Origin of the sequence: Actinomadura chibensis NBRC 106107, from assembly GCF_001552135.1 — a bacterium.
Lineage (GTDB): Bacteria > Actinomycetota > Actinomycetes > Streptosporangiales > Streptosporangiaceae > Spirillospora > Spirillospora chibensis.
In genome coordinates, this window is record NZ_BCQP01000015.1 from 68,185 (window position 1) to 92,310 (window position 24,126).

Consider the following 24,126-nt stretch of genomic DNA (forward strand, 5'->3'; position numbering starts at 1 on the left):
CCAGTGACCCTGACCTTCCACTGGTTCCTGCCCACCTACGGCGACGGCCGCTACATCGCCGGCGGGGGATCCGGCGCGCGGGCGGGCGCCGCGCGGGGCGAGCGCCCGGCGACCCTCGGCTATCTCGGGCAGGTGGCGCGCGCGGCCGAGGAGGTCGGCTTCGTCGGCGCGCTGACCCCGACCGGGGCGTGGTGCGAGGACGCCTGGCTGACCACCGCGCCGCTGGTGGAGGCGTCGGAGCGGCTGAAGTTCCTCGTGGCGTTCCGGCCCGGGCTGCTCAGCCCGACGCTGGCCGCGCAGATGGCCGCCACCTACCAGTGGCACTCGGGCGGGCGGCTGCTGCTGAACGTGGTCACCGGCGGCGAGTCGCACGAGCAGCGCGCCTACGGCGACTTCCTCGACAAGGCCGCGCGGTACGCGCGCACGGACGAGTTCCTGCACGTCGTCCGGTCGCTGTGGCGGGGCGAGAAGGTCGACTTCCACGGGACGCACGTCCGGGTCGAGGGCGCCCGGCTCGGCCGCGTCCCCGACCCCGTCCCGCCGGTCTACTTCGGCGGCTCCTCCCCCGAGGCCGGGCGGGTCGCGGCCCGGCACGCCGACGTCTACCTCACCTGGGGCGAGCCGCCCGCCGCCGTCGCCGACAAGATCGCCTGGATCCGGGGACTCGCCGCCGAGCGGGGCCGCCGGATCCGGTTCGGCGTCCGCCTGCACGTCATCGCCCGCGACACCGCCGACGAGGCGTGGGCGCAGGCCGGGCGGCTGCTGTCCGGGATATCGGACGAGGCGATCGAGCAGGTCCAGGCGGGCCTGCGCCGCAGCGAGTCGGAGGGCCAGCGCCGGATGCTCGACCTGCACGGCGGCTCCGCGAAGGGACTGCGCGAGCTGGAGGTCGCGCCGAACCTGTGGGCGGGCGTCGGCCTCGTCCGCGGCGGCGCCGGGACGGCCCTGGTCGGCAGCCACGAGGAGGTCGCCGACCGCGTCGCCGAGTACGCCGCGCTCGGACTGGACGAGTTCGTCCTCTCCGGCTACCCGCACCTGGAGGAGGCGTACTGGTTCGGCGAGGGCGTCCTGCCGGTCCTGCGCGACCGCGGACTCTGGACGCACCCCGCCGGCGACCCGTCCGGGACGGCCCCGGCGGCCGTCCCCTTCGCCTCCTGAGCGACTCAGCCGAGGGGGCGGCCCTTCGATCCCCGCGGTTCCGGCGGCCGCCGACCTTCAATGGAGTGTGATCGGTTCGCTACTTAGAGTTATCTCTCGCCGCAGAGGGGCAGGTGGGGAGTCGTAACGTCGGAATGCACTCGGGGAGAGATCTCATGCAACCGCAGTACAAGATCGCCACCGTCCTGCTGGCCGGTGTCGTCGGGGCGGGCGTCACCGCGCCCGTCGCGCTCGCGTCGCCTCCGCCGGCCCCGTCCGGTCTGGCGGCCGGCCCGGTCGGCGGGGCCGTCGACGCCTACGCGAAGGGCCGGGTGATCAGCCGCCACCGCCTGGCGATCCGGGCGAAGCCGACCACGCACTCGGCTGTCCTCGGCCACCTGAGGCCGGGCCAGGTCGTGGACATCAAGTGCTGGACGCGCGGCCAGAAGGTCGGCAACACGCGCACCTGGTACCGGCTCGGCATCAGCACGCCCGAGTGGGTCTCGGGCCGCTACATCAAGATCATCAAGGGCCACGTCCCGCACTGCTGACCCGGCCGTGATCCGGCGCCCGCCGCGGGCCCGGATCGCCGTCGCCGACGGCCGCGGGGTCCGACCGCGCCCCGCGGCCGCACGGACCGCTCAGCCGGGATGGATCTCTCCTCCGGCCGGGACGAGGTTCTGCCCGGTGTAGTAGGACGACAGCCGCCCGCTGGCGAAGAAGACGTAGGACGGCGCGATCTCGTCCGGGTCCGCCGGGCGCCCCATGGGGGCCTGCTCGCCGAAGCCCTCGACGCGGTCCTCGTCGAACGTCGCCGGGATGAGCGGCGTCCACACCGGGCCCGGCGACACGGTGTTGACCCGGATCCCGCGCTCCATCAGGGACTGGGCCAGGCACTGCGCGAACGTCATCGCGGCCGCCTTGCTGGCCGAGTAGTCGATCAGGGTCTTGTTGCCGCGCAGCCCGTTGATCGACCCGGTGATGACGATCGCCCCGTCGTCCGGGAGGTGCCCGAGGGCCTCCTGGACCGTCCAGAAGAGGCTGTGGACGTTCACCCGGAACGTGCGGTCGAGCTGCTCGGTGCCGATCTCGCGGACGTCGTCGACGGGCTCCTGGGTGCCGTGGTGCAGGACCAGCACGTCCAGGCCGCCGAGCCCCTCGGCCGCGCGTCCGACGACCTCGCGGGTGTGGCGCTCGTCGGCGAGGTCGCCGCCGAACGTCAGGCAGCGGCGGCCCTCCTTCTCGACCAGTCCGGCGGTGTGCCGCGCGTCGGCGTCCTCCTCCAGGTAGGTGATCGCGACGTCGGCGCCCTCCTTGGCGAAGGCGACCGCCACCGCGCGGCCGATGCCGGAGTCGCCGCCGGTGATCAGCGCCCGCCGCCCCGCCAGCAGGCCCCGGCCCTCGTAGCCGCGCATCTCGTCGCGCGGACGCGGGTCCATCTTCCCCGTCTCGCCCGGATAGGACTGGCTCTGGCCCGGAGGGCTGCCCACGATTCGTCACCTCGCTTGGTCCGTTCCCGTTCCGCCCCCGCCGGACGGGAGCGTTCCCGTTCCGGCCTCGCGGGTGGTCCGTCCGGCCCTTCCCTTCTCCGGGGAGCCGTAACTCCGGAACGAAAAGAAATGCGGGGCCGCGCGTCCGTTTCACATCGACACGCGGGGAAGGGCTCGCAGTGTCCGTGCCTCATCCGACGGGAGAACCAGGAGGCGAGCAGCATGCCGAACCCGCAGCAGCCCGAGATCCGGCGCTCGGAGCGGACCTCCGTCACCGACGAGCCCGCGCCGGAGGCCACCGATCCGAAGTCGACCCGCTCCAAGGGCCACGCGCACGGCACCGACAAGGGGGGCAAGGGAGGCGGCGAAGGCGGCGGGACGCCGCCCGACCAGCGTCCGCCGCACCCCGACTAGCGGTCAGGGGACCTCGGTCTGCGGGCTGTAGCCGTCGTCCTCGCCGCCCGGCGCGTCCGCCTCGGCGACCGCCGGGTCGGTGGGGCTCGGCGTGTGCTCGTCGGCGAAGTCCGCGTCGGTCTCCTGCGGCGCGCCCTGCTCGGCCCGCCGGTCGGCGAGCGGCTTGTCCTGGTCGTTCTTGCGGTCGGCCATGGCCGGGCACTACCCGGCAGATCACGGGCATAACGCGCGGCCGCGCAGTGCGCGGCGGTTGGTTTGCGGCGGCGGTGGACGGTTAGCAACACCGCTGACGCGAAGGGAGCCGATGGTGCCGACCGTCCAGACGAAACCGCGGGCCGACGAGGCGCCGCCGAACCGGGCGACGGTCTCCGACACGCTCCGGATCGCCGGGACGGTCCTCGTCCCGGCCGTCGCGCGGGGCGTCCTCGCGCGGCGCCCGCGGGTCGTGGCGCTGGCCGAGGCGCTGCGGGCCGACCGCCGGGCCGGACGGCTGCTGCGGCGCCTGCGCGGGCGGTACGGGCCCGGGCCGCTGCTGCTGGCTCTGCCGGGACGCTCGTTCGCCCTGGTCCTGTCGCCGCGCGACGTCGAGCGGCTGCTCACCGGGTCGCCGGAGCCGTTCGCGCTCGCGACGAAGGAGAAGCGCGCCGCCCTCGGCCACTTCCAGCCGCACGGCGTGCTGGTCTCCCGCGGCGCGGAGCGCGCCGACCGCCGCCGGTTCAACGAGGAGGTGCTCGGCACCGGCGAGCCGGTGCACCCGCACGCGGGCGCGCTCGTCCCCAAGATCCGCGAGGAGGCCGCCGGGCTGGCCGGCGCCGTCGCGCTGGCCGGGCGCCTGGACTGGGCGGACTTCCGGATGGCGTGGTGGCGGATGGCGCGGCGGGTCGTCCTCGGCGACGCCGCCCGCGACGACTCCGAGGTGAGCGACCTGCTCACCACGCTGCGGATGGACGCGAACTGGGCCTTCGCGCATCCGAGGCGCAGGCGGACGCGGCGGGAGTTCTTCCGGCGCCTGAGCCGCTACCTCGACGACCCCGAGCCGGGGAGCCTGGCCGGGCTGATGGCGGGCGTCCCCGCGTCCGAGGCCACCGAACCGGCGGACCAGGTGCCGCAGTGGCTGTTCGCCTACGAGTCCACCGCCCTGGCGGCCTTCCGGACGCTCGCGCTGCTGGCGGCCCACCCCGAGCACGCCGAGCGGGCCAGGCGCGAGGCCGAGGCGGGCGAGGCCGACATGCCGTTCCTGCGGGCGTGCGTCCTGGAATCGCTGCGCCTGTGGCCCACGACGATGACGATCCTGCGCGACAGCACCCGTCCGACCGAATGGGCGGGCCGGACGCTGCCCACCGGGACCGGCTTCCTGATCCACACGCCGTTCCTCCAGCGGGACGAGGAGAACCTCCCCTATGCCGACTTCTTCGAGCCCGGCGTCTGGCTGGACGGGACGGCCGAGCGCGACCGGGCGGTCGTGCCGTTCAGCGATGGCCCGGGGAAATGCCCTGGACGGCACCTGGCGCTGCTCTCGGCGAGTCATTTCCTCGCCGTCCCGCTCCGCGACTTCGACCTGCGGCAGGACGCCGGGCTGCGCCTTTCCCGCGACCGGCCGCTGCCGCGCACGCTGAGCCCGTTCCGGCTGGGCTTCGACGCCCGCCCCCGGTGACGCTCCGGATGCGGTTTCGGCCGATCGGCTGGCTATGCTCGTCGCGTGGGTGAGCAGACCGGAAAGTCGACGCGGGTCCATGACGTCTACGCCCGGGTCAGGCAGGATCTCCTCGCCGCGCACTACCGGCCCGGGCAATGGCTCCGGCTCGCCCCCTTCCAGCAGGAGTTCCAGGTCAGCCTCTCGGTCGTCCGGGAGGCGTTCTCGCGGCTGGCGGCCGAGGGGCTGCTGGAGTCGGTCGCGCTGCGCGGGTTCCGCGTCCGCGAGCTGTCGGGCGACGACCTGCAGGACCTCACCGACGCGCGCATCCACATCGAGGTGCTCGTGCTGCGGGAGTCGCTCGCCAACGGCGGGACGCAGTGGGAGGCCGACCTGCTCGCCGCGCACCACGTCCTGGAGCGCACCCCGATCCGCGCGCCCTCCGGACGCGGGGTGAACCGCGAGTTCATCCCGGTGCACGCGGCGTTCCACCACGCCCTCCTGGCGGGCTGCCGCAACGGGCGCCTGCTGATGATCGCCCGGGAGCTGCGCGACAACGCCGAGCTGTACCGGATGTGGAGCCCGGTCGTCGACCAGAGCGGCCGGGACATCGCCTGGGAGCACCGCGAGCTGACCCGGCTGGCGCTGGAGCGGGACGTCGAGGCGTGCGCCGACCTGCTCGCCCGCCATATCGACCACACCCGCCAGGCGCTGCTCGGCGGGCGCGCGGGCGACGGCGAGGTCAGCGCAGAGCGGTCCTGACGATCTTGCCGGACGCCGTCCGCGGCAGCACGTCCGGCCAGTGGAACACCTTCGGGATCTTGTAGTCGGCGAGCGCGCCGGAGCAGAAGTCGCGGAGCTCGTCCGGGAACGGGGCGCGGCCCGGGCGCGCCACCACGAACGCGGCCACGGTCTCGCCGAACACCTCGTGGGGGACGCCCGCCACGGCCGCCTCGACCACGTCGGGATGCCGCGCGATGACCGCCTCCACCTCGGCCGGGTAGACGTTGATGCCGCCGCTCAGGATGACGTCCTTGGAACGGCCGACGACGGTGAGGTAGCCGTCCCCGTCGATCCGCCCGAGGTCGCCGGTGCGGAGCCAGCCGCCGGGGAGCAGCGCCTCGCGCGTGTCGTCCGGGCGTCCCCAGTACTCGGTCATGACGCTCGGGCCCCGCTGCTGGATCTCGCCGACGGTCCCGGCGGGGCGTGGGACGCCGCGCTCGTCCGCGATCCGCAGCTCGACCAGGGCGCACGGCCGTCCCGCCGACCCCGGGTGCGCCGCCGCCTCGGCCGGGCGGAGCACCGCGCCGAGGCCCCCGCCCTCCGTCAGCCCGTAGGCGTGGCCGATCTCGACGCCCGCGCGCCGGTAGGTCTCGAAGAGCGCGGGCGGGACGGGCGCCGACCCCGAGCCGAGGTAGCGGAGGCTGCTCAGCGCGTCCGGGGAGAAGCCGGGGTGCCGGGCGAGCAGGGCCAGCATCGCCGGGACCGCCATGAAGACCGTGGGCCGCTCCGTCCGCAGGACATGCAGCACCCGCCCCGCGTCGAAGCCGCGCTCGACGAGCACCTGCCCGCCGGTGGCCAGCGCGGGCTGCAGGCTCGTGAGGACGCCGCCGGTGAAGCTCAGCGGCGACACGATCAGGTGCCGGTCGTCCGGCGTGAGGTCCAGCGCGCGGCGGGAGTTCTCCGCGGTCGCGGCGAACGCGCGGTGGGTCAGCACCGCGCCCTTGGGCCGCCCGGTGGTGCCGGACGTGTAGAGCAGGGCGATCGTGTCCTCCGGTCCCGGTAGGACGGCGGAGATCGGCGCGGCCGGGCCGCCGGCGAGGAGGTCCTCGACCGCCGCGACCGGCACGCCGGACGGCAGCGCGTCGAGGCCGCCCGCCTCGCCGACGAGCAGGCACGGCGCGCAGTCGTCCACGACGACGGCCACCTCGGCGGCGCTCAGCCGGGGGTTGAGCGGGACGAACACCCCGCCGAGCCGGGTGACCGCGAGGAAGGCGACGACCATCTCCGGCCGGTTCGACACCGAGACGCCGACGCGCCGGCCGCGCCCGACGCCGCGGGATTCGAGCGCGCGGCAGGCGCGGTCGACGCGTTCGGCCAGGTCGGCCCACGTCCAGGAGCCGCCGTCCCAGGTGAGCGCGGGAGCCGCGGGCCGCAGCCGCGTCCAGCGTGGAAGCCACTCGGCCGGGCATGTCAGGTCCATCGAGAAACTCCCGTCACAGCTCTTGCGGGCGATCGGTGATTCCAATAATAATCGATGATATCTGGATCATCGATCATGTCACCATAGCGAGGAGCGCACATGACCGACGTGGCGAGGGTCGGGCCGCTACCGCCCCACGCGCGCACGGCACGCCAGCGCGAGCTGCTGGAACCCGTGCTCGGCCCGGCGGCGGCCAACCTCTTCAGCACGGTCGTGCGCAACGAGGAGCTGTTCGAGGCCTGGCTGCCGTTCTGCATGAAGCTGCTGCGGCGGTCCGCGCTCCCCCGCCGGGAGCGCGAGCTGGTCATCCTGCGGACGGCGGGCCGCCGCCGCGTCCCCTACGAGCTGGCGCACCACGAGCGCATCGGCGCCCGCGCCGGGCTCACCGCCGCGGAGATCGCCGCGGCCCGGGACGGCGGCGACGCGGGCTTCGCCGAGCGGGAGCTGACCCTGCTGCGCGCGGTCGACGAGCTGCTCGACGCGGACCGGTTCACCGCCGGGACCTGGTCGGGGCTGCGGGCGCACTACGACACGGCCCAGCTCGTCGAGCTGCCGATGCTCGTCGGCCACTACGCGCTCCTCGCGATGCTGCTGAACGGCCTGGAGGTCCCGTTGGACGAGAAGGAGGACGCGTGAGGGTCGCGGCGCTGCGGGGGCGGCTGGTCCTGATGTCGGGCGCGGGCACGGTGGACGTCGCCGAGGCCAGCGCGGGACGGTTCGGCCCCGACCCCATGGACGCCTACCGGAACTGGGACGAGTTCCGCGCCTGGGCGGCCGACGCCGAGCTGGGCGCGGCAGCGGACTGCGAACCGCGCGAGCTCACCAACCCCGTCCCGGCGCCGACGCAGGTGTTCGGCGTCGGCGCGAACTACCGCGACCACGTCGAGGAGGCGGGGGCGTCCCCGACCGCCGTCCCGCTGATCTTCACCAAGTTCCCGAGCTGCCTCGCGGGGCCGTTCGAGGACGTCCCGCTGCCCAGCCGCAAGGTCGACTGGGAGGTCGAGCTGGTGGTGGTGATGGGACGCCGCGCCGAACGCGTCGCGGCCGCGGACGCCTGGTCCCACGTCGCCGGGCTGACCGCCGGGCAGGACATCTCGGAGCGGGTCGTCCAGCTCACCGGCGACCACCCGCAGTTCTCGATGGGCAAGTCGTTCCCCGGCTTCGGTCCGGTCGGGCCGTCCGTGGTCAGCGTCGACGAGTTCGCCGACCCGGACAACCTGGAACTCGGCTGCGCCATCGACGGCGTGGTGATGCAGAAGGGCCGGACGGAGAACCTGATCTTCTCCGTCCCGGACCTGATCGCCTACCTGTCCGGCATCTGCCCGCTGCTGCCGGGCGACCTGATCTTCACGGGGACGCCCGCCGGGGTGGGCGCGTTCCGCAGGCCCCGCCGGTTCCTCGGGCCCGGCGAGACGCTGACGACCTGGGTGGAGGGCGTGGGCGTGATGCGCAACGCGATCACCGCGGGCCCGACCTACGTGGCACGCGAGGAGGCGCGCCATGCCTGACCCGTCCGGGCTGTACGACGTCGGCGGGATCCTGCTCCCCCGGCCGTTCAAGATCCGCCGGTTCGGCCACTTCGGCTACAACACCGACCGGCTCGACGAGTCCCTGCGCTTCTTCACCGACGTCCTCGGGTTCCGGGTCACCGACGAGGCCGACCTGTTCGAGTCGGTGCCGCCCGGGGCGCGGGCGAAGGCGGAGGCCGTCGTCACCGACCCGCGGATGTACTTCACCACGCACGGCTCCGACCACCACGCCCTGCTCCTCGCGCACCGCACCTTCGGGACGTTCAACCGCAACGACCGCTACGCCCCCGACAACACGCTGAGCCAGATCACCTGGCAGGTCGGCGGGCTCCGGGAGGTCGCGGAGGCGGTCGGGTACCTGCGCGAGCGCGGCGTCCGCATCGGGCGGGTCGGCCGCGACATGCCGGGCAGCAACTGGCACGTCTACTTCCTGGACCCGGACGGCAACACGCTGGAGCTCTACTACGGCATGGAGCAGATCGGCTGGGGCCGCAACTCCAAGCCGCGGGCGATGCACGACCGCGCGTTCGACCGGGCACCGGAGCTGCCGCAGATGTCGGAGGCGGCCGAGGTCCGCGAGGCGCGGGAGCGCGGCGTCGACGTCGACTCCGGATGGCGCCCGGACGAGGCGCACCTCGACGAGCGCTACGACGTCGAGGGCGTGCTGCTGCCCCGTCCGTTCAAGGTGACGAAGCTCGGCCCGGTCTCGATGTTCACCTCCGACCTCGACGGGATGCTCGCCTTCTACACCGGCGTCATGGGCTTCGCCGTCACCGAGACGGCCGCCGTGGACGGCCGCCGGGTCGCGTTCCTGCGCCACGGCGCCGAGCACCACAGCCTGGTGCTCGCGGACAAGGCGCTGCGCGAGCGGCTGCGGCTCAGCCCGCACACGTCGAACCTGGCCATGGGCATGGAGGTCGGGACGTACCGGCAGCTCCGCGACGCCGTCGCCTTCCTCACCGAGCGGGGCTTCGAGCGCCGCGACGACCTCCCGGCGGACCTGCACCGCGGCATCGACCTCGCGGCCTACTTCACCGCGCCCGACGGGCACCTGGTGCAGCTCTACTACTACATGGAGACCGTCGGGTGGGACGGCCGCCCGCGCCCGCGCGACCAGCGGCGGGACGTCTGCGGCCCGTGGCCGGAGACGCTGGAACCGCTCAGCGACACCTACGCCGACCAGACCTTCATGGGCCCGCTCGGATGAGCGCCGTCGCGATCGTCGGCGCCGGCCCGGTCGGCCAGACGCTGGCGCTGCTGCTCGCCCGGTACGGCGTCGGGAGCGTGCTGGTCGAGCGGTGGGGCGCGCCGTATCCGCTGCCCCGCGCCGTCGCCCTCGCCCACGAGTCGCTGCGGACGCTGCGGCTCGCCGGGTTCGACCGCCCCGACCTGCTGGAGCCGTGGGGCCTGGACGGGCAGGAGTTCGTCTTCCAGGACGCCGCCGGGGAGGTCCTGCTGCGGACGTCGTTCGCGCAGGAGTCCGAGTCCGGGCACGCGCAGATGTACGCGTTCTCGCAGCCGCTGCTCGAAGCGGAGCTGGCGGACCTCGTGTCCCGCACGCCCGGCATCGAGGTGCGGCGCGGCTACTCGGTCTGCGGCATCGAGCAGGGGCCGGACGGCGTGCGCCTGACGGCCCGCGAGCACGACGGCATGGACTTCGTCCCGGACGGCCGGGAGCTCGCGATCGACGCCGCGTACGCCGTCGGCTGCGACGGCGCCAACAGCACGGTCCGGGACCTGCTCGGCCTGCCGCTCGACGCCGACGACTTCCAGCGCCGCTGGTTCGTCGTCGACGTGGACCCGCGTCCGGGCACGGTGGTCAGGCCCTACGCGGCGCAGCACCTGGACCCGTCCCGGCCCACCACGCTCATCGCGGGCGGCCCCGGCCGCCGCCGCTTCGAGTTCATGGTGATGCCCGGCGACGACGCCGACGCCATGGACACCGACGAGACCGCGTGGCGGCTGCTGGAGCCGTGGGGCGTCCACCCGGGCAACGCGGACCTGGTGCGGCACGCCCTCTACTCCTTCGCCGCCCGCGTCGCCCCGCGCTGGCACCGGGGGCGCGGCGTGCTCGCGGGCGACGCCGCGCACCAGATGCCGCCGTTCCTCGGGCAGGGCTTCAACTCCGGCATCCGCGACGCCGCCGGCCTCGCGTGGCGGCTGGCGCTGCTGGCCCGGGGCGCGACCGCCGACCTGCTCGCCGGCTACACGGTCGAACGGCACGGGCAGGTCCGCGAGATCCTCACCGAGACGGTCGCCGCCGGACGGCTCATCTGCGAGACCGACCCGGATCTGGCACGCCGCCGGGACGAGCGGATGCGGCGCCGCGGCGCCGAGGTCAGGCCCGGCAAGGCCGGCTGGCCGCTGCGGTGTGGAACGCTCCGATCCGGCGATCCGGCGGCCGGGACGCTGGGCCTCCAGGCCCGCGTCCGGCACGCCGGGCGGACGGCGCTCCTCGACGCCGCGACCGACCCGCGCGGGCCCGTCCTGCTCATCGCGCCGGGCCTGCCGTCCCCGGACCTGCCCGCCGCGCTGCGGGCGCGCTGGGCCGCCGTCGGCGGGACCGTCGCCAGGCTCGGCCCCGCCGACGGGGCGCCGCACCTGTTCGCCGACGTCGACGGCGACTACGGGCGGTGGTTCGCCCGCCTGGGCGCGGCGGCGGTCCTGGTCCGTCCCGACTTCTACGTCTTCGGGTCCGGCGCACGCCTCGCGGACGTGCCGCGACTCCTCGGCGACTTCCTCGCCGCCACCGGGACGGACACTGCCGTGCCGCCCCTCCCTCCGGATCCTCGGGAGCAGCAAGATGCCGTCAATTCGTAACGCCTGGGCCGTCTGCGCGGCCGCCGCCCTCGCCGCGGCGCCGCTCGCCGCGTGCGGCTCGTCCGACTCCGGCTCCGCTTCCGGATCCGGGAAGGACACGACCATCCGCGTCGAGGTCGGGCCCTCCTACTGGGAGACGCCGATGCGGATCGCGATCGCCAAGGGCTGGTTCAAGGAGGCCGGATTCGACGTGAAGGCCGTCGAGTACGGGCCCGAGTCGTCCATCCCGCTGGTGCTGAACGGGCAGGCCGACGTGGGGGTGACCGGCCTCGGCACGGTGATCACGCACGCCGCGAAGGGCGTCCCGATCAAGGCCGTGGCGGGCCAGCTCGTCGAGGGCGAGCAGCGCGACCAGCAGCTCGCCTCGGTCGTCGCGCGCAAGGGCAGCGGCATCCGCGGCGTGTCCGACCTGGCCGGACGCAAGGTCGCGAGCAACGAGCTGAAGGGCCCGTCTGCGGCGCAGGTCGTCCGCCGGACGAACGAGGCGGGCGGCAAGGGCGACGCCATCACCTGGGTCGCCGTCCCGTTCCCGGGGATGGTCGAGGCCATGAAGCGGGGCGACGTCGACGCCGCCGTGTCGGTCGCGCCGTTCACCGACCAGCTCCTCGCGGCCGGGGGCGCCTACATCAGCAAGGTGTCGCGGGCGGGCACGCCGGTGCCGGTCTACTTCGCGAAGAAGGACTTCCGGCAGAAGCAGGCCGCGAAGGCGGACGCGTTCATGAAGGTGCTGGACCGCGCCTACGCCTGGGCCAACGAGAACCGCGACGAGGCGCTCGCCGAGTTCGCGAAGACCGCGAACATCCCGCTGAAGGCGGCGCAGGCGCAGCCGAAGATGAAGTGGCAGGCGGCGTTCGACGAGAAGGCCGTCACCGGCAACATCGACGACATGCGCGCGGCGGGCTACCTCAAGGGCTCGATCGGCTACGCGGAGCTCGTCGCGGCCCCGCCGAACGCGGGCTGAGCCGGTGACCGGCACGACGCTCGCCCCGGCCCGGTCCGCCCGGGCCGGGGGCGGGGCCGCGCGGCGGCCCGGCCGCGGACGCGCCGTCCTCGCCCCGGCCCTGCTCGGGGCCGCGCTGTTCGGCGGGTGGCAGCTCGCGGCGGCGGCCGGGGCGACGCCCGGCTCGCTGCCCTCCCCCGCCGACCTCGCGGCCTACCTCGGGGAGTCGGTCCTCAAGCCGGGGTTCTGGAGCGCCGCCGGGTCGACGATGCTGTCGTGGACGGCGGGGTTCGCCGTCTCCGTCCTCGTCGGGTGCGCGCTCGGCATGCTCGCCGGGCTGAACGGCGCGGTCGACCGGCTGCTGTTCCCGGTCGTCGAGTTCTTCCGCCCGATCCCGTCGATCGTGTACCTGCCGCTGGTGATCCTCGTGGCGGGCACCGGACGGCTCTCCGTCGTGGTCCTCGTCGCCGGGGGCGCCGTGTGGCCGGTGCTGCTGCAGACGGTGGCCGGGGTGCACGACACCGACCCCGTCCTGCGCGACATGACCCGCGCCTACGCCTTCACCCGCCGCGAGCGGATGCGGTGGTGCGTCCTGCCGAGCGCGGCGCCGTTCATCGCCACCGGCGTGCGGATCAGCGCCACCATCTCGCTCGTCGTCGTGGTCACCACGGAGCTGGTCGGCACCGGCAAGGGGCTCGGCGGGGTGATGTCCACGGCCTACCAGACGGGGAGCTACGTCGTCCTGTTCGGCACCGGCCTCGCCGCGGCGGTGCTCGGCGTCCTGATCGACCAGGCGCTCGGCCTGCTGGAGAAGCGCGCCCTGCACTGGCACGCCGCCCACCGGGAGGGAGCCCGATGACGCGCCTGCTCGCACGGACGGCCGCCTACGCGGCCCTGCCGCTGGCCGTCCTCGCGGCCTGGTGGTACCTGACGCGGGGCGGCGAGTCGCTGTACTTCCCGCCGCCCGGCGCGGTCTTCGCGCGGTTCAGGGAGAACTGGCTGTTCGCGCTCGTCCCCGAGCACGTGGTGCCGAGCCTCGCCCGCATGTTCTCCGGGCTGCTGCTCAGCGTCGCGGTCGGGGTCGCGCTGGGCGTGGCGCTCGGCATGAGCGACCTCGCGCACCGCGCCGCCAAGCCGTGGCTGACCCTGCTGCGCTCCGTCCCGGGCCCGGTCGTGGTGGTGACGTTCCTCGTCCTGTTCGGGACGGGCTCGGCCGGCAAGGTACTGATGATCGCGTTCGTGTCGGTGTTCCCGGTGCTGCTGAACACCATCGACGGCGTCCGCGCGGCCGAGCCCGTCCTGCTGGACGTCGCCGCGTCCTACCGGCTGAGCCGGTGGGAGCGCGTCACCCGCATCGTGCTGCCCGGCGCGCTTCCGCGGATCAGCGTAGGCGTGCGCACCAGCGTGGCGCTGGCCTTCATCGTGATGATCGTCAGCGAGTACTTCGGCGGCTCCGACGGGGTCGGCTACTTCACCCGCGACTCGGCCTCGGGCTTCGCGATCCCGGACATGTGGTCGGGGATGCTGCTGCTCGGCCTGCTCGGGATCGCCGTCAACGTCCTCGTCGCGCTCGCGCAGCGGCGGGCCCTGCGCTGGTACGCCGGGGCCAGGGCCGCCGCCAGGAGCTGAGCCGCCAAGAGCCGAGAGGAAAGAACCCGCAATGCTCGAAGTCGAAGGACTCGGCCACGTCTACCGGACGGCCTCGGGAGAGGTGGAGGCCGTCCGGCAGGTCGACCTCACGGTGGCCGAAGGGGAGATCGTCACGCTCGTCGGACCGTCCGGCGCGGGCAAGACGACCCTGCTGCGCAGCCTCGCCGGGCTGCTCCCCTACTCGCGCGGCGAGGTGCGGCTCGGCGGCGACGTCGTCCGGTCGCCGCACCCGGACATGGCGCTGGTCTTCCAGGACTACACGCGGTCGCTGATGCCGTGGGCGACCGTCCGGCAGAACGTGCTGCTGCCGATCCGCAAGAAGGTGCGGTCGCGGGCGGAGCGGGACGCCCGCGTCGACGCGGCGCTCGCCGAGGTCGGCCTCGCCGACGCCGCCGACCGCTACCCCTGGCAGCTGTCCGGCGGGATGCAGCAGCGCGTCGCGCTGGCCCGCGGCCTCGCCTACCGGCCGAAGCTGCTCCTGTTCGACGAGCCGTTCGCGTCCGTGGACGCGCAGACCCGCGCCGACCTGGAGGACCTCGTCCTGAACGTGTGCGCGCACCTGCGCATGACGGCGCTGTTCGTCACCCACGACATCGACGAGGCGGCCTACCTCGCGGACCGCATCGTCGTCGTGTCGCACCGGCCGTCGACCGTCCGCGCGGTGCTGGAGGTCGACCTGCCGCGCCCGCGCGACCAGGTGGCGACGAAGTCGCTGCCCGCCTTCGCCGAGCTGCGCTCGCGCATCTTCCCGCTGCTGCGCGCCGAGTCCGCGGAGGTGACCGCGTGACCGCCGGGTTCGCGGGCCGGATCGGCCGCACCACCCGCGAGTCCCGCCCGTCCTGGCCACGGGAGCCCGAGGCGCCGCCGGGAGCGCCGAACATCGTGGTCGTCCTCGTCGACGACCTCGGCTACAGCGACGTCGGGCCCTACGGCTCGGAGGTGGACACCCCGCACCTGGACTGGTTGGCCGGGCGGGGCGTCACCATGACGAACTACCACAGCGCGCCGGTCTGCTCGCCCGCGCGGGCCGCGCTGCTCACCGGGATCAACCCGCACCGGGCCGGGTACGCGTCCGTCGCCGACCACGACCTCGGCTTCCCCAACACGGCCGTGGAGATCGCCGACGACGTCGTCACGCTGCCCGAGGAGCTCCGCGCGCACGGCTACGCCACCCTCGCCGTCGGCAAATGGCACCTGACCAGGGGCGGGCTGATGAACGACGCGGCGTCCCGGCACTCCTACCCCCTGGCGAAGGGGTTCGACCGCTACTACGGGACCATGGAGGGCCTGAACAGCTTCTTCCATCCCAACCGCCTGATCCGCGACAACTCGGTGGTGGAGGTGGACGACCGGGGCGACGGCTACTACCTGACCGACGACCTCACCGACCAGGCCATCTCGATGATCAAGAGCGTGCGGGCGAGCGGCACGAAGCCGTTCTTCCTCTACTTCTGCCACCAGGCGATGCACGGGCCGCTCGGCGCCAAGCCCGCCGACCTCGCGAAGTACCGCGGCCGCTACGCCGCCGGATGGGACGAGACCCGCCGCCGCCGGTTCGCGCGGCAGCTCGAACTGGGCCTGTTCCCGCCGGGCACGGAGCTGCCGCCGGACGAGCGGCGGGCCCGGCACTCGGTGCTCCCCTGGGCCGACCTCGGCCCGGACGAGCAAGAGCGCTACGCCCGCTACATGGAGGTCTACGCCGCCATGGTGGACAGCATCGACCAGAGCCTCGGCCGGCTGATCGCCACCATCGAGGCGCTCGGCGAGCTGGACGACACGATCATCGTGTTCACCTCGGACAACGGCGGCACCATGGAGGCCGGGCCGGACGGCACCCGCAGCTACTTCAGCCAGTTCCTGCGCATGCCCGGCCTGCCCGCCGCGTGGGACCGGGACGTCGCCCGCGACCTCGACCTGATCGGCGGCCCGCGCGTGATGCCGCACTACCCGCGCGGCTGGGGACGGGTGTCCAACACCCCGTTCCGGCTGTACAAGGCGCACACCTTCGCGGGCGGCGTCCGGGTGCCGTTCATCATCGCGTGGCCGGGGGCGTCCGAGGCGCGGCGCGGGCTGCGCGGCCAGTTCCAGTACGTCACCGACGTCGCCCCGACCCTGCTGGAGCTGGCGGGGGTCGGCCGTACCACCGAGCGGGCGGGACGTCCCGTCCAGGAGCCGGACGGGGTGAGCTTCGTCCCGGTGCTGACCGACCCGAAGGCGCCCGCGACCCGGCGCGAGCAGTACTCCGAGTACGGCGGGGAGCGCGGCTTCTATCGCGACGGCTGGAAGATCCTCACCACCCACGACCCCGGCACGCCCTACGACGACGCCGAATGGGAGCTGTACCACGTCGACAAGGACCCCACGGAGTCCCGCGACGTCTCCGCGCAGTACCCGGAGCTGCGCGCCGAGATGGCGGCGGCCTGGGAGGACGCGGCCGGGCGCAACCAGGTGTTCCCGCTCGACGCCGGGGAGGGCTACCGGGGCGTGGCGCGCCGCCCGTCCGACGAGGCGATGGCGCGCCCGACCCGGATCCTGCCGGGGACGTTCACGCTGGAGCGCTACCGGTCCGCGCGGCTGATCGCGCTGCGCTCGTTCGAGGTCCGGATCGAGATCGGCCACCACGGCCCGGACGACGCGGGGGTGCTGCTCGCCCACGGCGACCAGGGCGGCGGCTACCAGCTCCACGTCGAGGACGGCCGGCTCGCCCTCGCCTACAACGCGTTCGGCCGCCTGCACGAGTTCGACGCCGGGCGGATGCCGACCGGGCCGGTCACGCTCGTCCTGCGGGCGGAGGCCGCGCCGGAGTTCGGGTGGTCGTTCGCGGTGGACAGCACGGCCGGGACGGGTTCCGTGCCGATGCTCGCCGCGACGGACCCGCTGCCCATGCTCCTCGTGCTGGCGCCGTTCTCGGGCATCGACGTCGGGATCTGCCGGGGCGGCCCGGTCCACTGGGGCCTGTACGAGCGGCACCGGACCTTCCCGTACACCGGCGCGCTCCGGGCGGTCACCTACCTGCCCGGCGAGCGCGCCGACTACGACCCGGCGGCGCTGTTCGACCTGACGGTCAGCGCCGCGCGCTTCGAGGACTGAGGAGCCCGACGACAGTGCTGCTGTACGAGCACATCGAGAACGGGGCGCGCCGCCGTCCCGCCGACCCGGCGCTGGTGTGCGGCGGCCGCGCCACCACCTACGCCGAGCTGGACGCGGCGGCGCGGCGGATCCGCGCGGTCCTGGCCGCGACGACGGAGCCGGGCGACCGGATCGCCGTGCTGTCGGACAACCGGGCGGAGTTCGTCCAGCTCCTGTTCGCCGTGCCGGGGGCCGGGCGGACGCTCGTCCTGCTCAACCCGCGGTCCGGCCCGGCCGAGCTGGCCGACGCGGTCCGCCGGTCGGGGGCCCGCGTCCTCGTGACCGAGCCCGCCTTCGCGGACGGCCTCGCGGCGTGGCGCGGCAGCGTGCCGCTGCGCGAGGTGGTCTGGATGGACGCCGCCCCGGACGGCTCGGCCGACCCGGACTGGGCCCGCTGGCTGGACGCCGACCCGGTCGACGCCTGGCCGGTGCTCGACGACGCCTCGGACGCCTGGCTGATTTACACGTCCGGGACGACGGGCCGCTCCAAAGGCGTGGTGCTGTCCCACCGGGCCGTGTCCGCCGCGGCGGCCGGGTTCCTGCTGGCACTGCGGCCGCGCGGCGGGATGCGGATGCTGATGCCGTTCTCCCTCAGCCACGTCACCGCGCACGCCGCCGTCGCCGTCTTCGCGGCCGGGGGGACGCTGGTGCTCCAGCGGCGCTTCCGCCCGGCCGACTACCTGCGGGCGATCGGGGAGCACCGCGTCACGATCGCCGCCGTCGCGCCCGCCATGCTGGCCATGCTCCTCGCCGAACCCGAGCTGGAACGGGCGGACCTGGCGAGGCTCGACGTGCTGTTCTACGGCTCTTCGCCGATCAATCCCGACCTGATCCGCGCCACCATGCGCGCGTTCCCGGGGGTGAGCCTCGTCCAGGCGTACGGGCAGACCGAGTCGACCGGGGCGGCGGTGTGGCTGGACGCCGAGGCGCACCGGCGCGGCGCGGACGGCGAGGAATGGCTGCTCGGCTGCGCCGGGCGCCCCGGCCCGCTGGTCGGGATGCGGCTCGTGGACGAGTCGGGCCGCGACGTGCCGTCCGGCGTGCCCGGCGAGGTGCTGCTCCGCGCGGACCAGGTCATGTCGCGCTACTGGGACGACCCGGAGTCCACCCGCGCGGCGCTGTCGCCCGACGGCTGGCTGCGCACCGGCGACGTGGGCGTCCTGCACGAGTCGGGGGTGCTGCGGCTCGTCGACCGCAAGAAGGACCTGATCATCTCCGGCGGCGAGAACGTGTCGAGCGTGGAGGTGGAGAACGCGCTGCTGGCCCATCCGGACGTGCGCGAGGCCGCCGTGGTCGGCGTGCCCGACCCGGTGCTGGGCGAGGCGGTGTGCGCGGTCGTCGTCCGCCGCCCGGGGTCGTCGCTGGACGAGGACGCCGTCGTCGCGCACGCCCGCGCGGAGCTGGCGTCCTACAAGAAGCCGCGCATCGTCCGCTTCGTCGACGCGTTGCCCCGCAACGCGGCGGGCAAGGTACTCAAGCAGGAACTCAGGCCGAGGCGCTGAGGCTTGCTACCCTGCCCGATATAGACTATCTCCTGCATAAGATGTGGGGCGACGATGCGGCTGACCCAGTACGCGCACGGTGGCGGATGCGCCTGCAAGATCCCTCCGGGTGAGCTGGAGGAGGTGGTGGCGGGCCTGGGCGGGCGGCCGGACGCCGACCTGCTCGTCGGGCTCGACTCCGGCGACGACGCCGCCGTCGTGCGGATCTCCGGCGGCACGGCGGTGGTGGCCACGGCCGACTTCTTCACCCCCGTCGTGGACGACCCCTACGACTGGGGCCGGATCGCCGCCGCCAACGCGCTCTCGGACGTCTACGCGATGGGCGGCCGCCCGCTGGTCGCGGTGAACCTGCTGGCCTGGCCGCGGGACGTGCTGCCGTTCGACGTGGCCCGCGAGGTGCTGCGCGGCGGGCTCGACGTCGCCGTCCTCGCCGAGTGCCACGTCGGCGGCGGGCACAGCGTGGACGACCCCGAGCCCAAGTACGGGATGGCGGTGACCGGCGTCGCGGACGCCGACCGCCTGCTGCGCAACGACCGGGGCCGTCCGGGCACGCCGCTGTCGCTCACCAAGCCGCTCGGGCTCGGCGTGCTGAACAACCGGCACAAGGCCACCGGCGAGGTGTTCGAGCAGGCCGTCGCCATCATGACCGAGCTCAACCGCGACGCCGCCGCGGCCGCGCTGAAGGCCGGGGCCGTCTGCGCGACCGACGTGACGGGGTTCGGGCTGCTCGGGCACCTGCACAAGCTGGCCCGCGCCTCGGGCGTGTCCGCCGTGGTCGAGGCCGCCGCCGTCCCCTACGCCGACGGCGCGCGCGAGGCCGTGCGCGACGGCTACGTCAGCGGCGGGACCAGGCGGAACCTCGACTGGGTCGCCCCGCACACCGACTTCGGCTCGGCCGACGAGGAGACCCGGCTGCTCCTCGCGGACGCGCAGACCTCCGGCGGCCTGCTCGTCGCCGGGGAGGTGCCGGGCGCGCCGGTCGTGGGCGAGCTGGTCGAGGCCCGCGACCACAGCCTGCTCGTGCGGTAACGGAACAGCATTCGATCGGGGGTTCGGCATGCGAACAAATCCTCCGGGAGGTGCCAGTTGGTCGGTCGGCGGGCGGAAGAGGTTCCGGGACGGTTGAACCCCTGGGCGGCGCTCGCGCTCTTCGGCGCGGTCGCGTCCGCGGGGCTGCTCTGGGCGAAGTGGTGGCCGTACACGGAGAAGGTCGGAGGGCTGCTGGACGTCCCCGAGTGGCCGGGCGGGTCCGTCCTCGACAAGGCGGGTGACCCGGGCGCGGGTCCCACGCTGTCCGGCGGCTGGGAGTTCACCCGCGCCTACTTCACCTCGGTGTGGAAGGCGATGGTCGTCGGGCTGGCCGTCGCGGCGGCGGTGGAGGCGCTGGTGTCGCGGCGCTGGCTGCTGCGGCTCCTCGGCGGCGGGCGCGGCCGCTACCGCGACTCGCTCGTCGGCGGGCTGCTGTCGCTGCCGAGCATGATGTGCACGTGCTGCACCGCGCCCGTGGTCACCACGCTGCGGCGGCGCGGGGCGTCCACGCCCGCCGCGCTGGCCTACTGGGTCGGCAACCCGACGCTCAACCCGGCCGTGCTGGTGTTCCTGGCGTTCGTGGCCCCCTGGCAGTGGACGGTCACCCGCCTGGCCGTCGGCGCGCTGCTGGTGTTCGTGGTGACCGCGCTGGTCGGCAGGCTCGCGCCGGACGGCGCCGACGCGCCGGCGGCCGCCGTCCCCGAGGCCGACGACGACCTCGCGGCGCGCGCCGCGCCGCGCCGGTTCGGGCGCGCGCTGCTGCGGATGTCGGTCACGCTCGTGCCGGAGTACCTCGTCGTGGTCTTCGCGATTGGAGCGTTCCGGGGCTGGCTGTTCCCGCTGGACGGGTCGGCCGCCGAGTGGGGCGTGCTCGCCGTCGTCCTCGCGGCGGTGGTGGGGACGCTGGTGGTGATCCCGACCGCCGGGGAGATCCCGATCGTGCAGGGGCTCACGCTGCTCGGCGTCGGAGCGGGCGCCGCCGGGGCGCTGCTGATCGCGCTGCCCGCGCTGAGCCTCGTGTCGATCGTCATGGTCGGACGCGCGCTCAGTTGGCGGGTCACGTTCGCGATGGCGGCGGCCGTCGCCGGCTGCGCGCTGCTCGCGGGGGCGCTGCTCTGGGCGATCACCTAGCCCGGCGGGGCGTCCGCGCCGGACGGGTCGCTCTCGGCGGCCCGCTGGAGCTGGAGGCGGCGCATGCGGCGGCGGCCGGGCAGGAACAGCGCGGGCACGACCGCCGCCGCCAGCGCGCAGGTCGTGGTGAGGAAGACGTGGTTGTAGGCGTCCTGCGCGCGGGCGATATCGGTGGCCGTGCGCAGCCCCTCGGGCGACACCGAGCCGAGCGCGGCGACGAGCAGGGCGGCGAGGAACGCGGTCCCGACGGCGCCGGAGATCTGCCGGTTGAGGGCCACCACCGACGACGCCTGCGCGACGAACCGGCCCGGCAGGACGTTCATCGCCGCCACCGTCGTCGGCATCATCGACACGCCCATCCCGAGCCCCTGGACGATCAGCACCAGCAGGATCCAGGAGACGGGCGTGTCGGGCGCCAGCCGGGCCAGCGCCAGCGTGGGCACGGCCATGGCGACCATCCCGGCGAGCACCGGGACGCGGGAGCCGATCCGGTCGGCGAGCCAGCCGCCGAGCGGCATCGTCACCGCGACCGCGACGGCGGCGGGCGACAGCAGCAGGCCCACGTCCCGCGCCGACATGTCCCGGACGACGGAGAACTCGACCGGGAGGTAGGTCAGCCGGGCGTACTGCGCGAGCGCGTTGATGAAGATCACGACCATCGCCGCGGTGAAGACGGGGAAGGTGAACATCCGGAAGTCGATCAGCGGGTCGGCGCGGCGGAGCGAGCGGCGGACCAGCACCGCGAGGGCCGCCGCCCCGGCCGCAGCGAGGGCCAGGCCGCCCGGGGTGAGGCCGTGCTCGGGCACGTGCCGCGACACCAGCACCAGCGTGATCACCCCGGCGGCGGCGAGCGCCCAGCCGCCCCAGTCGAGCGGACGGCGCTCCCGGCCGCCGGTGTCGCGCAGCAGGGCCAGGCCGAGCAGCAGGCCCGCGACCGAGACGGCGGTCAGCAGCAGGAAGATCCACCGCCAGCTCGCCGCGGTCGCCACCCAGCCGCCGACCGGCGGGCCGAGCGCGGGCGCCACCATCGTCGCGATCCCCCACACGCCGAGCGCGAGGCCGCGCCGGTGCGGCGGGAACATCTCGTAGACCATGGCGGTGGCGAGCGGCATCAGCGCGCCGCCGCCGAGCCCCTGCACGACGCGCCCGGCGACCAGCGCGGTCATCGTCGGCGCGGCCGTGCAGGCGACGGAGCCGACCGCGAACAGGCCGATGGACAGGTTGTAGAGGCGGCGCCGCCCCCACCGGTCGCCGAGCGCGCCGACCGCGGGCTGGACGACGACGATCGCGACGAAGTAGGCGCCGATCACCCAGTCCGGGCTGAGCGCGGCGCCCGCGCCGAGGTCGGCGGCGATCGGCGGCAGCGCGATGCCGAGGACGGTGAGGTTCATCGCCACCGCGTAGGTCCCGAAGAGGACGACGCCGGTGACGATCCACGGATAGCGGCGGTCGGCGGCGCTCGCCCTCAACGCTCAGGACCCGCGGATGGTGTGCATGTGAGCCGTCCCGGAGGGATGTCGTAGGAGGTCACTTGGGGGTCACAGGACGTTCGGCATACGAACGTCTGTGCTCGACCTGAACCTAGGCGCATCCGGTCGGCACCGTCAATACCTGTCATACTCTATTTTCTATTGACATACCCGATTTCGTATATGATCCTGGGCCCAGGTCAGCACGCGGGGCCGGGGAGGCGAATCTGGTCTGGTGACCGGCTCGGTCTTCAAAACCGCAGAGGCCCGGACCACCGGGCCTGGCGGGTTCGATTCCCGTCCGCCTCCGCCACGTGAGAGCAGCCACCGGACAGAGGAGCTCAGATGAGCCGCAGGATCACAGTGCTCAGTCCCGAGGGCAGCGCGCCGAAGGCGGACGGGAAGGCGCTCGCCCCCCGTCCCGCCGGGCTCGACGGCCGGACCGTGTTCCTCATCGACGTCGGCTTCGAGAACTCCGGCGACTTCATGGACCAGCTCCAGGCGGCGCTGCGGGAGGCGAGGCCGGGGATCAGGACGGCGGTCGCGCACCTGCGGACGCCGTTCGACCCCGTCCCCGACCTGTACGAGCGGATCAGGGCGGAGGGCGACGCCGCCGTCCTCGGCGTCGGCCTTTGAAGCACGTGCGCGCCGGCGGTCGCCGGCCACGCGACGCGGCTTGAGTCGCAGTACCGCGTCCCCACCGTCTCCGTCCACGCCGAGTCGTTCGCCCGGCTGGTCGCCTCGACCAGCAGGCTGGCGGGCGTCCCCGGGCTGCGGCACGCGTTCGTCCCGGCGCCGGTGCCCGGCCGCACCCCGGCCGAGCTGCGCGGCTACATCGAGGGCCCGGACCCCCTCTCCGGCGAGCAGGTCCTCGGCTCGCTGCTCGACGGCCTGACCCGGCCGCTCAGCGAGGAGGACATGGCGGGCGTCGCGTTCGAGCGGACGCGCGACCGGCTGGTCGGGCCCGACACCGAGGAGAACCTGCAGCGGCTCTTCCAGGAGAACGGCTGGACCGACTCGCTCCCGGTCGTGCTGCCGACCGAGGAGCGCGTCGCGGCGATGCTCGCGGGCACGAGCCACGCGGCGGACGAGCCGGTGGGCAAGATCCGGGCGGCGACGTCGCGCGAGTTCTGGTCCTTCGACGTCGAGCAGGCCGCGGTCAACGCCGTCATGGCGGGGGCCAGGCCGGAGTACTTCCCGGTGATCCTCGCCCTGCTGGCCAGCGGGTACACGGCGCGGCACAGCAGCATCTCGTCCATCGGCCAGATGGTCATGGTGAACGGCCCGATCCGGCACGAGATCGGGATGAACTCCGGGATCGGCGCGATCGGCCCCTACAACCACGCCAACTCGACCATCGGCAGGTCGTTCGGCCTCGGCTCGCAGAACCTCCAGGGCGGCTCGGTGCCCGGGGTCAGCTACGTCGGGACGATCGGCAGCCCCTTCTCCCTGACCAGCATGGCCTTCGCCGAGGACGAGGAGCACAGCCCATGGGAGCCTTACCACGTCCAGTACGGCTTCGCGCCGGACGCCAGCGCCGTGACGGTCTTCGCCCCGGTGCGCTCGCTGATCACCGCGCCGAGCGGGGTCAGGGAGGACTGGCGGGAGCGGGCGTCGGTGCTGTTCGGCGCCCTGCGCGCGGGCGGCGGCGCGGTCCTGCTCGCCGACCCGCTGGCCGCGCGGAACCTCGCCGAGCGCGAGGGCTTCACCGAGAAGAGGGCGCTGATCGAGTGGATCTCCGCCAACGCGCGCATCCCGGCGCGGCGGTGGTGGGGGCAGGCCCTGCAGGACATCTTCTACGGCAACCGCGCCCGTGACGGGGTCGAGCCCTGGGCGACCTACCTCAGGGCCGGACCCGACGAGCTGATCCCGGTCAACGAGCCCGACGACGTCCACGTCGTCGTGGCCGGGGGCCGGACCGTGGCGGTGTGGAGCGTCCTCGAAGGGTGGGCCAACCGCCGCTTCGGCAGCGCGCTCTCCGGCCGCACCCTCGCGATCGACCCCTGGCGATGACCCCGGCTCCCGCCCCCGGACGGAAGGTGAGGACGAC

The 24,126-nt window shown here is 74.3% G+C and carries 23 protein-coding genes and 1 tRNA gene; 20 read left to right on the forward strand and 4 right to left on the reverse strand.

The window, feature by feature from the left end:
- Positions 1–3 precede the first annotated feature (3 nt).
- Together ACH01S_RS08530 and ACH01S_RS08535 are read left to right on the forward strand one after the other, a co-directional pair.
- On the forward strand, positions 4–1,158 hold the full coding sequence (locus ACH01S_RS08530) for an LLM class flavin-dependent oxidoreductase (protein WP_067887479.1): 1,155 nt from the start codon (positions 4–6) through the stop codon (positions 1,156–1,158).
- A 155-nt stretch (positions 1,159–1,313) separates the two neighbouring features.
- On the forward strand, positions 1,314–1,688 hold the full coding sequence (locus ACH01S_RS08535; RefSeq protein ID WP_083980461.1) for an SH3 domain-containing protein: 375 nt from the start codon (positions 1,314–1,316) through the stop codon (positions 1,686–1,688).
- Between the two features lie 90 nt (positions 1,689–1,778).
- Here the strand turns inward: ACH01S_RS08535 and ACH01S_RS08540 are convergent, their stop codons facing one another.
- On the reverse strand, positions 1,779–2,576 hold the full coding sequence (locus ACH01S_RS08540) for an SDR family oxidoreductase (protein ID WP_067887794.1): 798 nt from the start codon (positions 2,574–2,576) through the stop codon (positions 1,779–1,781).
- Positions 2,577–2,849: 273 nt separating this feature from the next.
- Between ACH01S_RS08540 and ACH01S_RS08545 the strand changes: the two genes are divergently transcribed.
- Entirely contained in the window at positions 2,850–3,041 is a 192-nt protein-coding gene (locus ACH01S_RS08545) for a hypothetical protein (RefSeq protein ID WP_067887485.1), read from the forward strand.
- Between the two features lie 3 nt (positions 3,042–3,044).
- Here ACH01S_RS08545 and ACH01S_RS08550 read toward each other — a convergent pair whose 3' ends face one another.
- Positions 3,045–3,233, reverse strand: a complete 189-nt coding sequence (locus ACH01S_RS08550; protein ID WP_067887488.1) for a hypothetical protein — start codon at positions 3,231–3,233, stop codon at positions 3,045–3,047.
- A 112-nt stretch (positions 3,234–3,345) separates the two neighbouring features.
- Between ACH01S_RS08550 and ACH01S_RS08555 the strand changes: the two genes are divergently transcribed.
- Entirely contained in the window at positions 3,346–4,695 is a 1,350-nt protein-coding gene (locus tag ACH01S_RS08555; RefSeq protein ID WP_067887490.1) for a cytochrome P450, read from the forward strand.
- Positions 4,696–4,740: 45 nt separating this feature from the next.
- On the forward strand, positions 4,741–5,436 hold the full coding sequence (locus ACH01S_RS08560; protein WP_067887494.1) for a GntR family transcriptional regulator: 696 nt from the start codon (positions 4,741–4,743) through the stop codon (positions 5,434–5,436).
- Here ACH01S_RS08560 and ACH01S_RS08565 read toward each other — a convergent pair.
- A complete protein-coding gene (locus ACH01S_RS08565; protein WP_067887496.1) occupies positions 5,417–6,877 on the reverse strand; it encodes a class I adenylate-forming enzyme family protein in 1,461 nt (486 codons plus the stop codon). The two genes, ACH01S_RS08560 and ACH01S_RS08565, sit on opposite strands and share 20 nt — an antisense overlap.
- A gap of 99 nt (positions 6,878–6,976) precedes the next feature.
- Here ACH01S_RS08565 and ACH01S_RS08570 point away from each other — a divergent pair, with 99 nt between their 5' ends.
- The 12 genes from ACH01S_RS08570 to ACH01S_RS08625 all read left to right on the forward strand — a co-directional run bounded on the left by ACH01S_RS08570 (position 6,977) and on the right by ACH01S_RS08625 (position 20,607).
- The gene (locus tag ACH01S_RS08570) at positions 6,977–7,513 is read left to right on the forward strand and encodes a carboxymuconolactone decarboxylase family protein (protein ID WP_067887499.1); all 537 of its coding nucleotides are present in this window, start codon (positions 6,977–6,979) and stop codon (positions 7,511–7,513) included.
- The gene (locus ACH01S_RS08575; RefSeq protein WP_067887501.1) at positions 7,510–8,385 is read left to right on the forward strand and encodes a fumarylacetoacetate hydrolase family protein; all 876 of its coding nucleotides are present in this window, start codon (positions 7,510–7,512) and stop codon (positions 8,383–8,385) included. The genes ACH01S_RS08570 and ACH01S_RS08575 overlap by 4 nt, the downstream gene beginning before the upstream one ends.
- Positions 8,378–9,613: a VOC family protein gene (locus ACH01S_RS08580; RefSeq protein WP_067887504.1), complete on the forward strand. Its 1,236-nt coding sequence runs from the start codon at positions 8,378–8,380 to the stop codon at positions 9,611–9,613. The genes ACH01S_RS08575 and ACH01S_RS08580 overlap by 8 nt, the downstream gene beginning before the upstream one ends.
- Positions 9,610–11,226, forward strand: coding sequence for a bifunctional 3-(3-hydroxy-phenyl)propionate/3-hydroxycinnamic acid hydroxylase (locus tag ACH01S_RS08585; RefSeq protein WP_067887507.1), 1,617 nt, complete (start codon positions 9,610–9,612; stop codon positions 11,224–11,226). Before ACH01S_RS08580 ends, ACH01S_RS08585 begins: the two co-directional genes overlap by 4 nt.
- On the forward strand, positions 11,210–12,187 hold the full coding sequence (locus ACH01S_RS08590) for an ABC transporter substrate-binding protein (protein ID WP_067887510.1): 978 nt from the start codon (positions 11,210–11,212) through the stop codon (positions 12,185–12,187). The genes ACH01S_RS08585 and ACH01S_RS08590 overlap by 17 nt, the downstream gene beginning before the upstream one ends.
- 4 nt (positions 12,188–12,191) lie before the next feature.
- Complete coding sequence (locus tag ACH01S_RS08595; protein ID WP_067887513.1) at positions 12,192–13,025, forward strand: ABC transporter permease; 834 nt, start codon at positions 12,192–12,194, stop codon at positions 13,023–13,025.
- Positions 13,022–13,795, forward strand: a complete 774-nt coding sequence (locus ACH01S_RS08600) for an ABC transporter permease (RefSeq protein WP_067887516.1) — start codon at positions 13,022–13,024, stop codon at positions 13,793–13,795. Before ACH01S_RS08595 ends, ACH01S_RS08600 begins: the two co-directional genes overlap by 4 nt.
- Positions 13,796–13,826: 31 nt before the next feature.
- On the forward strand, positions 13,827–14,603 hold the full coding sequence (locus ACH01S_RS08605) for an ABC transporter ATP-binding protein (RefSeq protein WP_067887519.1): 777 nt from the start codon (positions 13,827–13,829) through the stop codon (positions 14,601–14,603).
- A complete protein-coding gene (locus tag ACH01S_RS08610) occupies positions 14,600–16,906 on the forward strand; it encodes an arylsulfatase (protein ID WP_067887534.1) in 2,307 nt (768 codons plus the stop codon). The genes ACH01S_RS08605 and ACH01S_RS08610 overlap by 4 nt, the downstream gene beginning before the upstream one ends.
- Before the next feature lie 14 nt (positions 16,907–16,920).
- A complete protein-coding gene (locus tag ACH01S_RS08615) occupies positions 16,921–18,447 on the forward strand; it encodes a class I adenylate-forming enzyme family protein (protein WP_067887537.1) in 1,527 nt (508 codons plus the stop codon).
- A 54-nt stretch (positions 18,448–18,501) separates the two neighbouring features.
- Positions 18,502–19,476 carry a selenide, water dikinase SelD gene (gene selD, locus ACH01S_RS08620; RefSeq protein ID WP_067887540.1) on the forward strand — a complete coding sequence of 325 codons (975 nt, stop codon included), beginning with the start codon at positions 18,502–18,504 and terminating at the stop codon, positions 19,474–19,476.
- A gap of 93 nt (positions 19,477–19,569) precedes the next feature.
- Positions 19,570–20,607: a permease gene (locus ACH01S_RS08625; RefSeq protein WP_083980463.1), complete on the forward strand. Its 1,038-nt coding sequence runs from the start codon at positions 19,570–19,572 to the stop codon at positions 20,605–20,607.
- On the opposite strand, the gene ACH01S_RS08630 is transcribed toward ACH01S_RS08625, so the two are convergent.
- The gene (locus ACH01S_RS08630; protein WP_067887545.1) at positions 20,604–22,076 is read right to left on the reverse strand and encodes a DHA2 family efflux MFS transporter permease subunit; all 1,473 of its coding nucleotides are present in this window, start codon (positions 22,074–22,076) and stop codon (positions 20,604–20,606) included. The genes ACH01S_RS08625 and ACH01S_RS08630 overlap by 4 nt on opposite strands.
- Before the next feature lie 217 nt (positions 22,077–22,293).
- Between ACH01S_RS08630 and ACH01S_RS08635 the strand changes: the two genes are divergently transcribed.
- The 3 genes from ACH01S_RS08635 (at position 22,294) to ACH01S_RS08645 (ending at position 24,089) form a co-directional block, all read left to right on the forward strand.
- Positions 22,294–22,389, forward strand: a tRNA-Sec gene (locus ACH01S_RS08635).
- A 32-nt stretch (positions 22,390–22,421) separates the two neighbouring features.
- Positions 22,422–22,712, forward strand: coding sequence for a UGSC family (seleno)protein (locus ACH01S_RS08640; protein WP_067887548.1), 291 nt, complete (start codon positions 22,422–22,424; stop codon positions 22,710–22,712).
- 162 nt (positions 22,713–22,874) lie between these two features.
- Complete coding sequence (locus ACH01S_RS08645; protein WP_067887551.1) at positions 22,875–24,089, forward strand: hypothetical protein; 1,215 nt, start codon at positions 22,875–22,877, stop codon at positions 24,087–24,089.
- Positions 24,090–24,126: the final 37 nt, after the last annotated feature.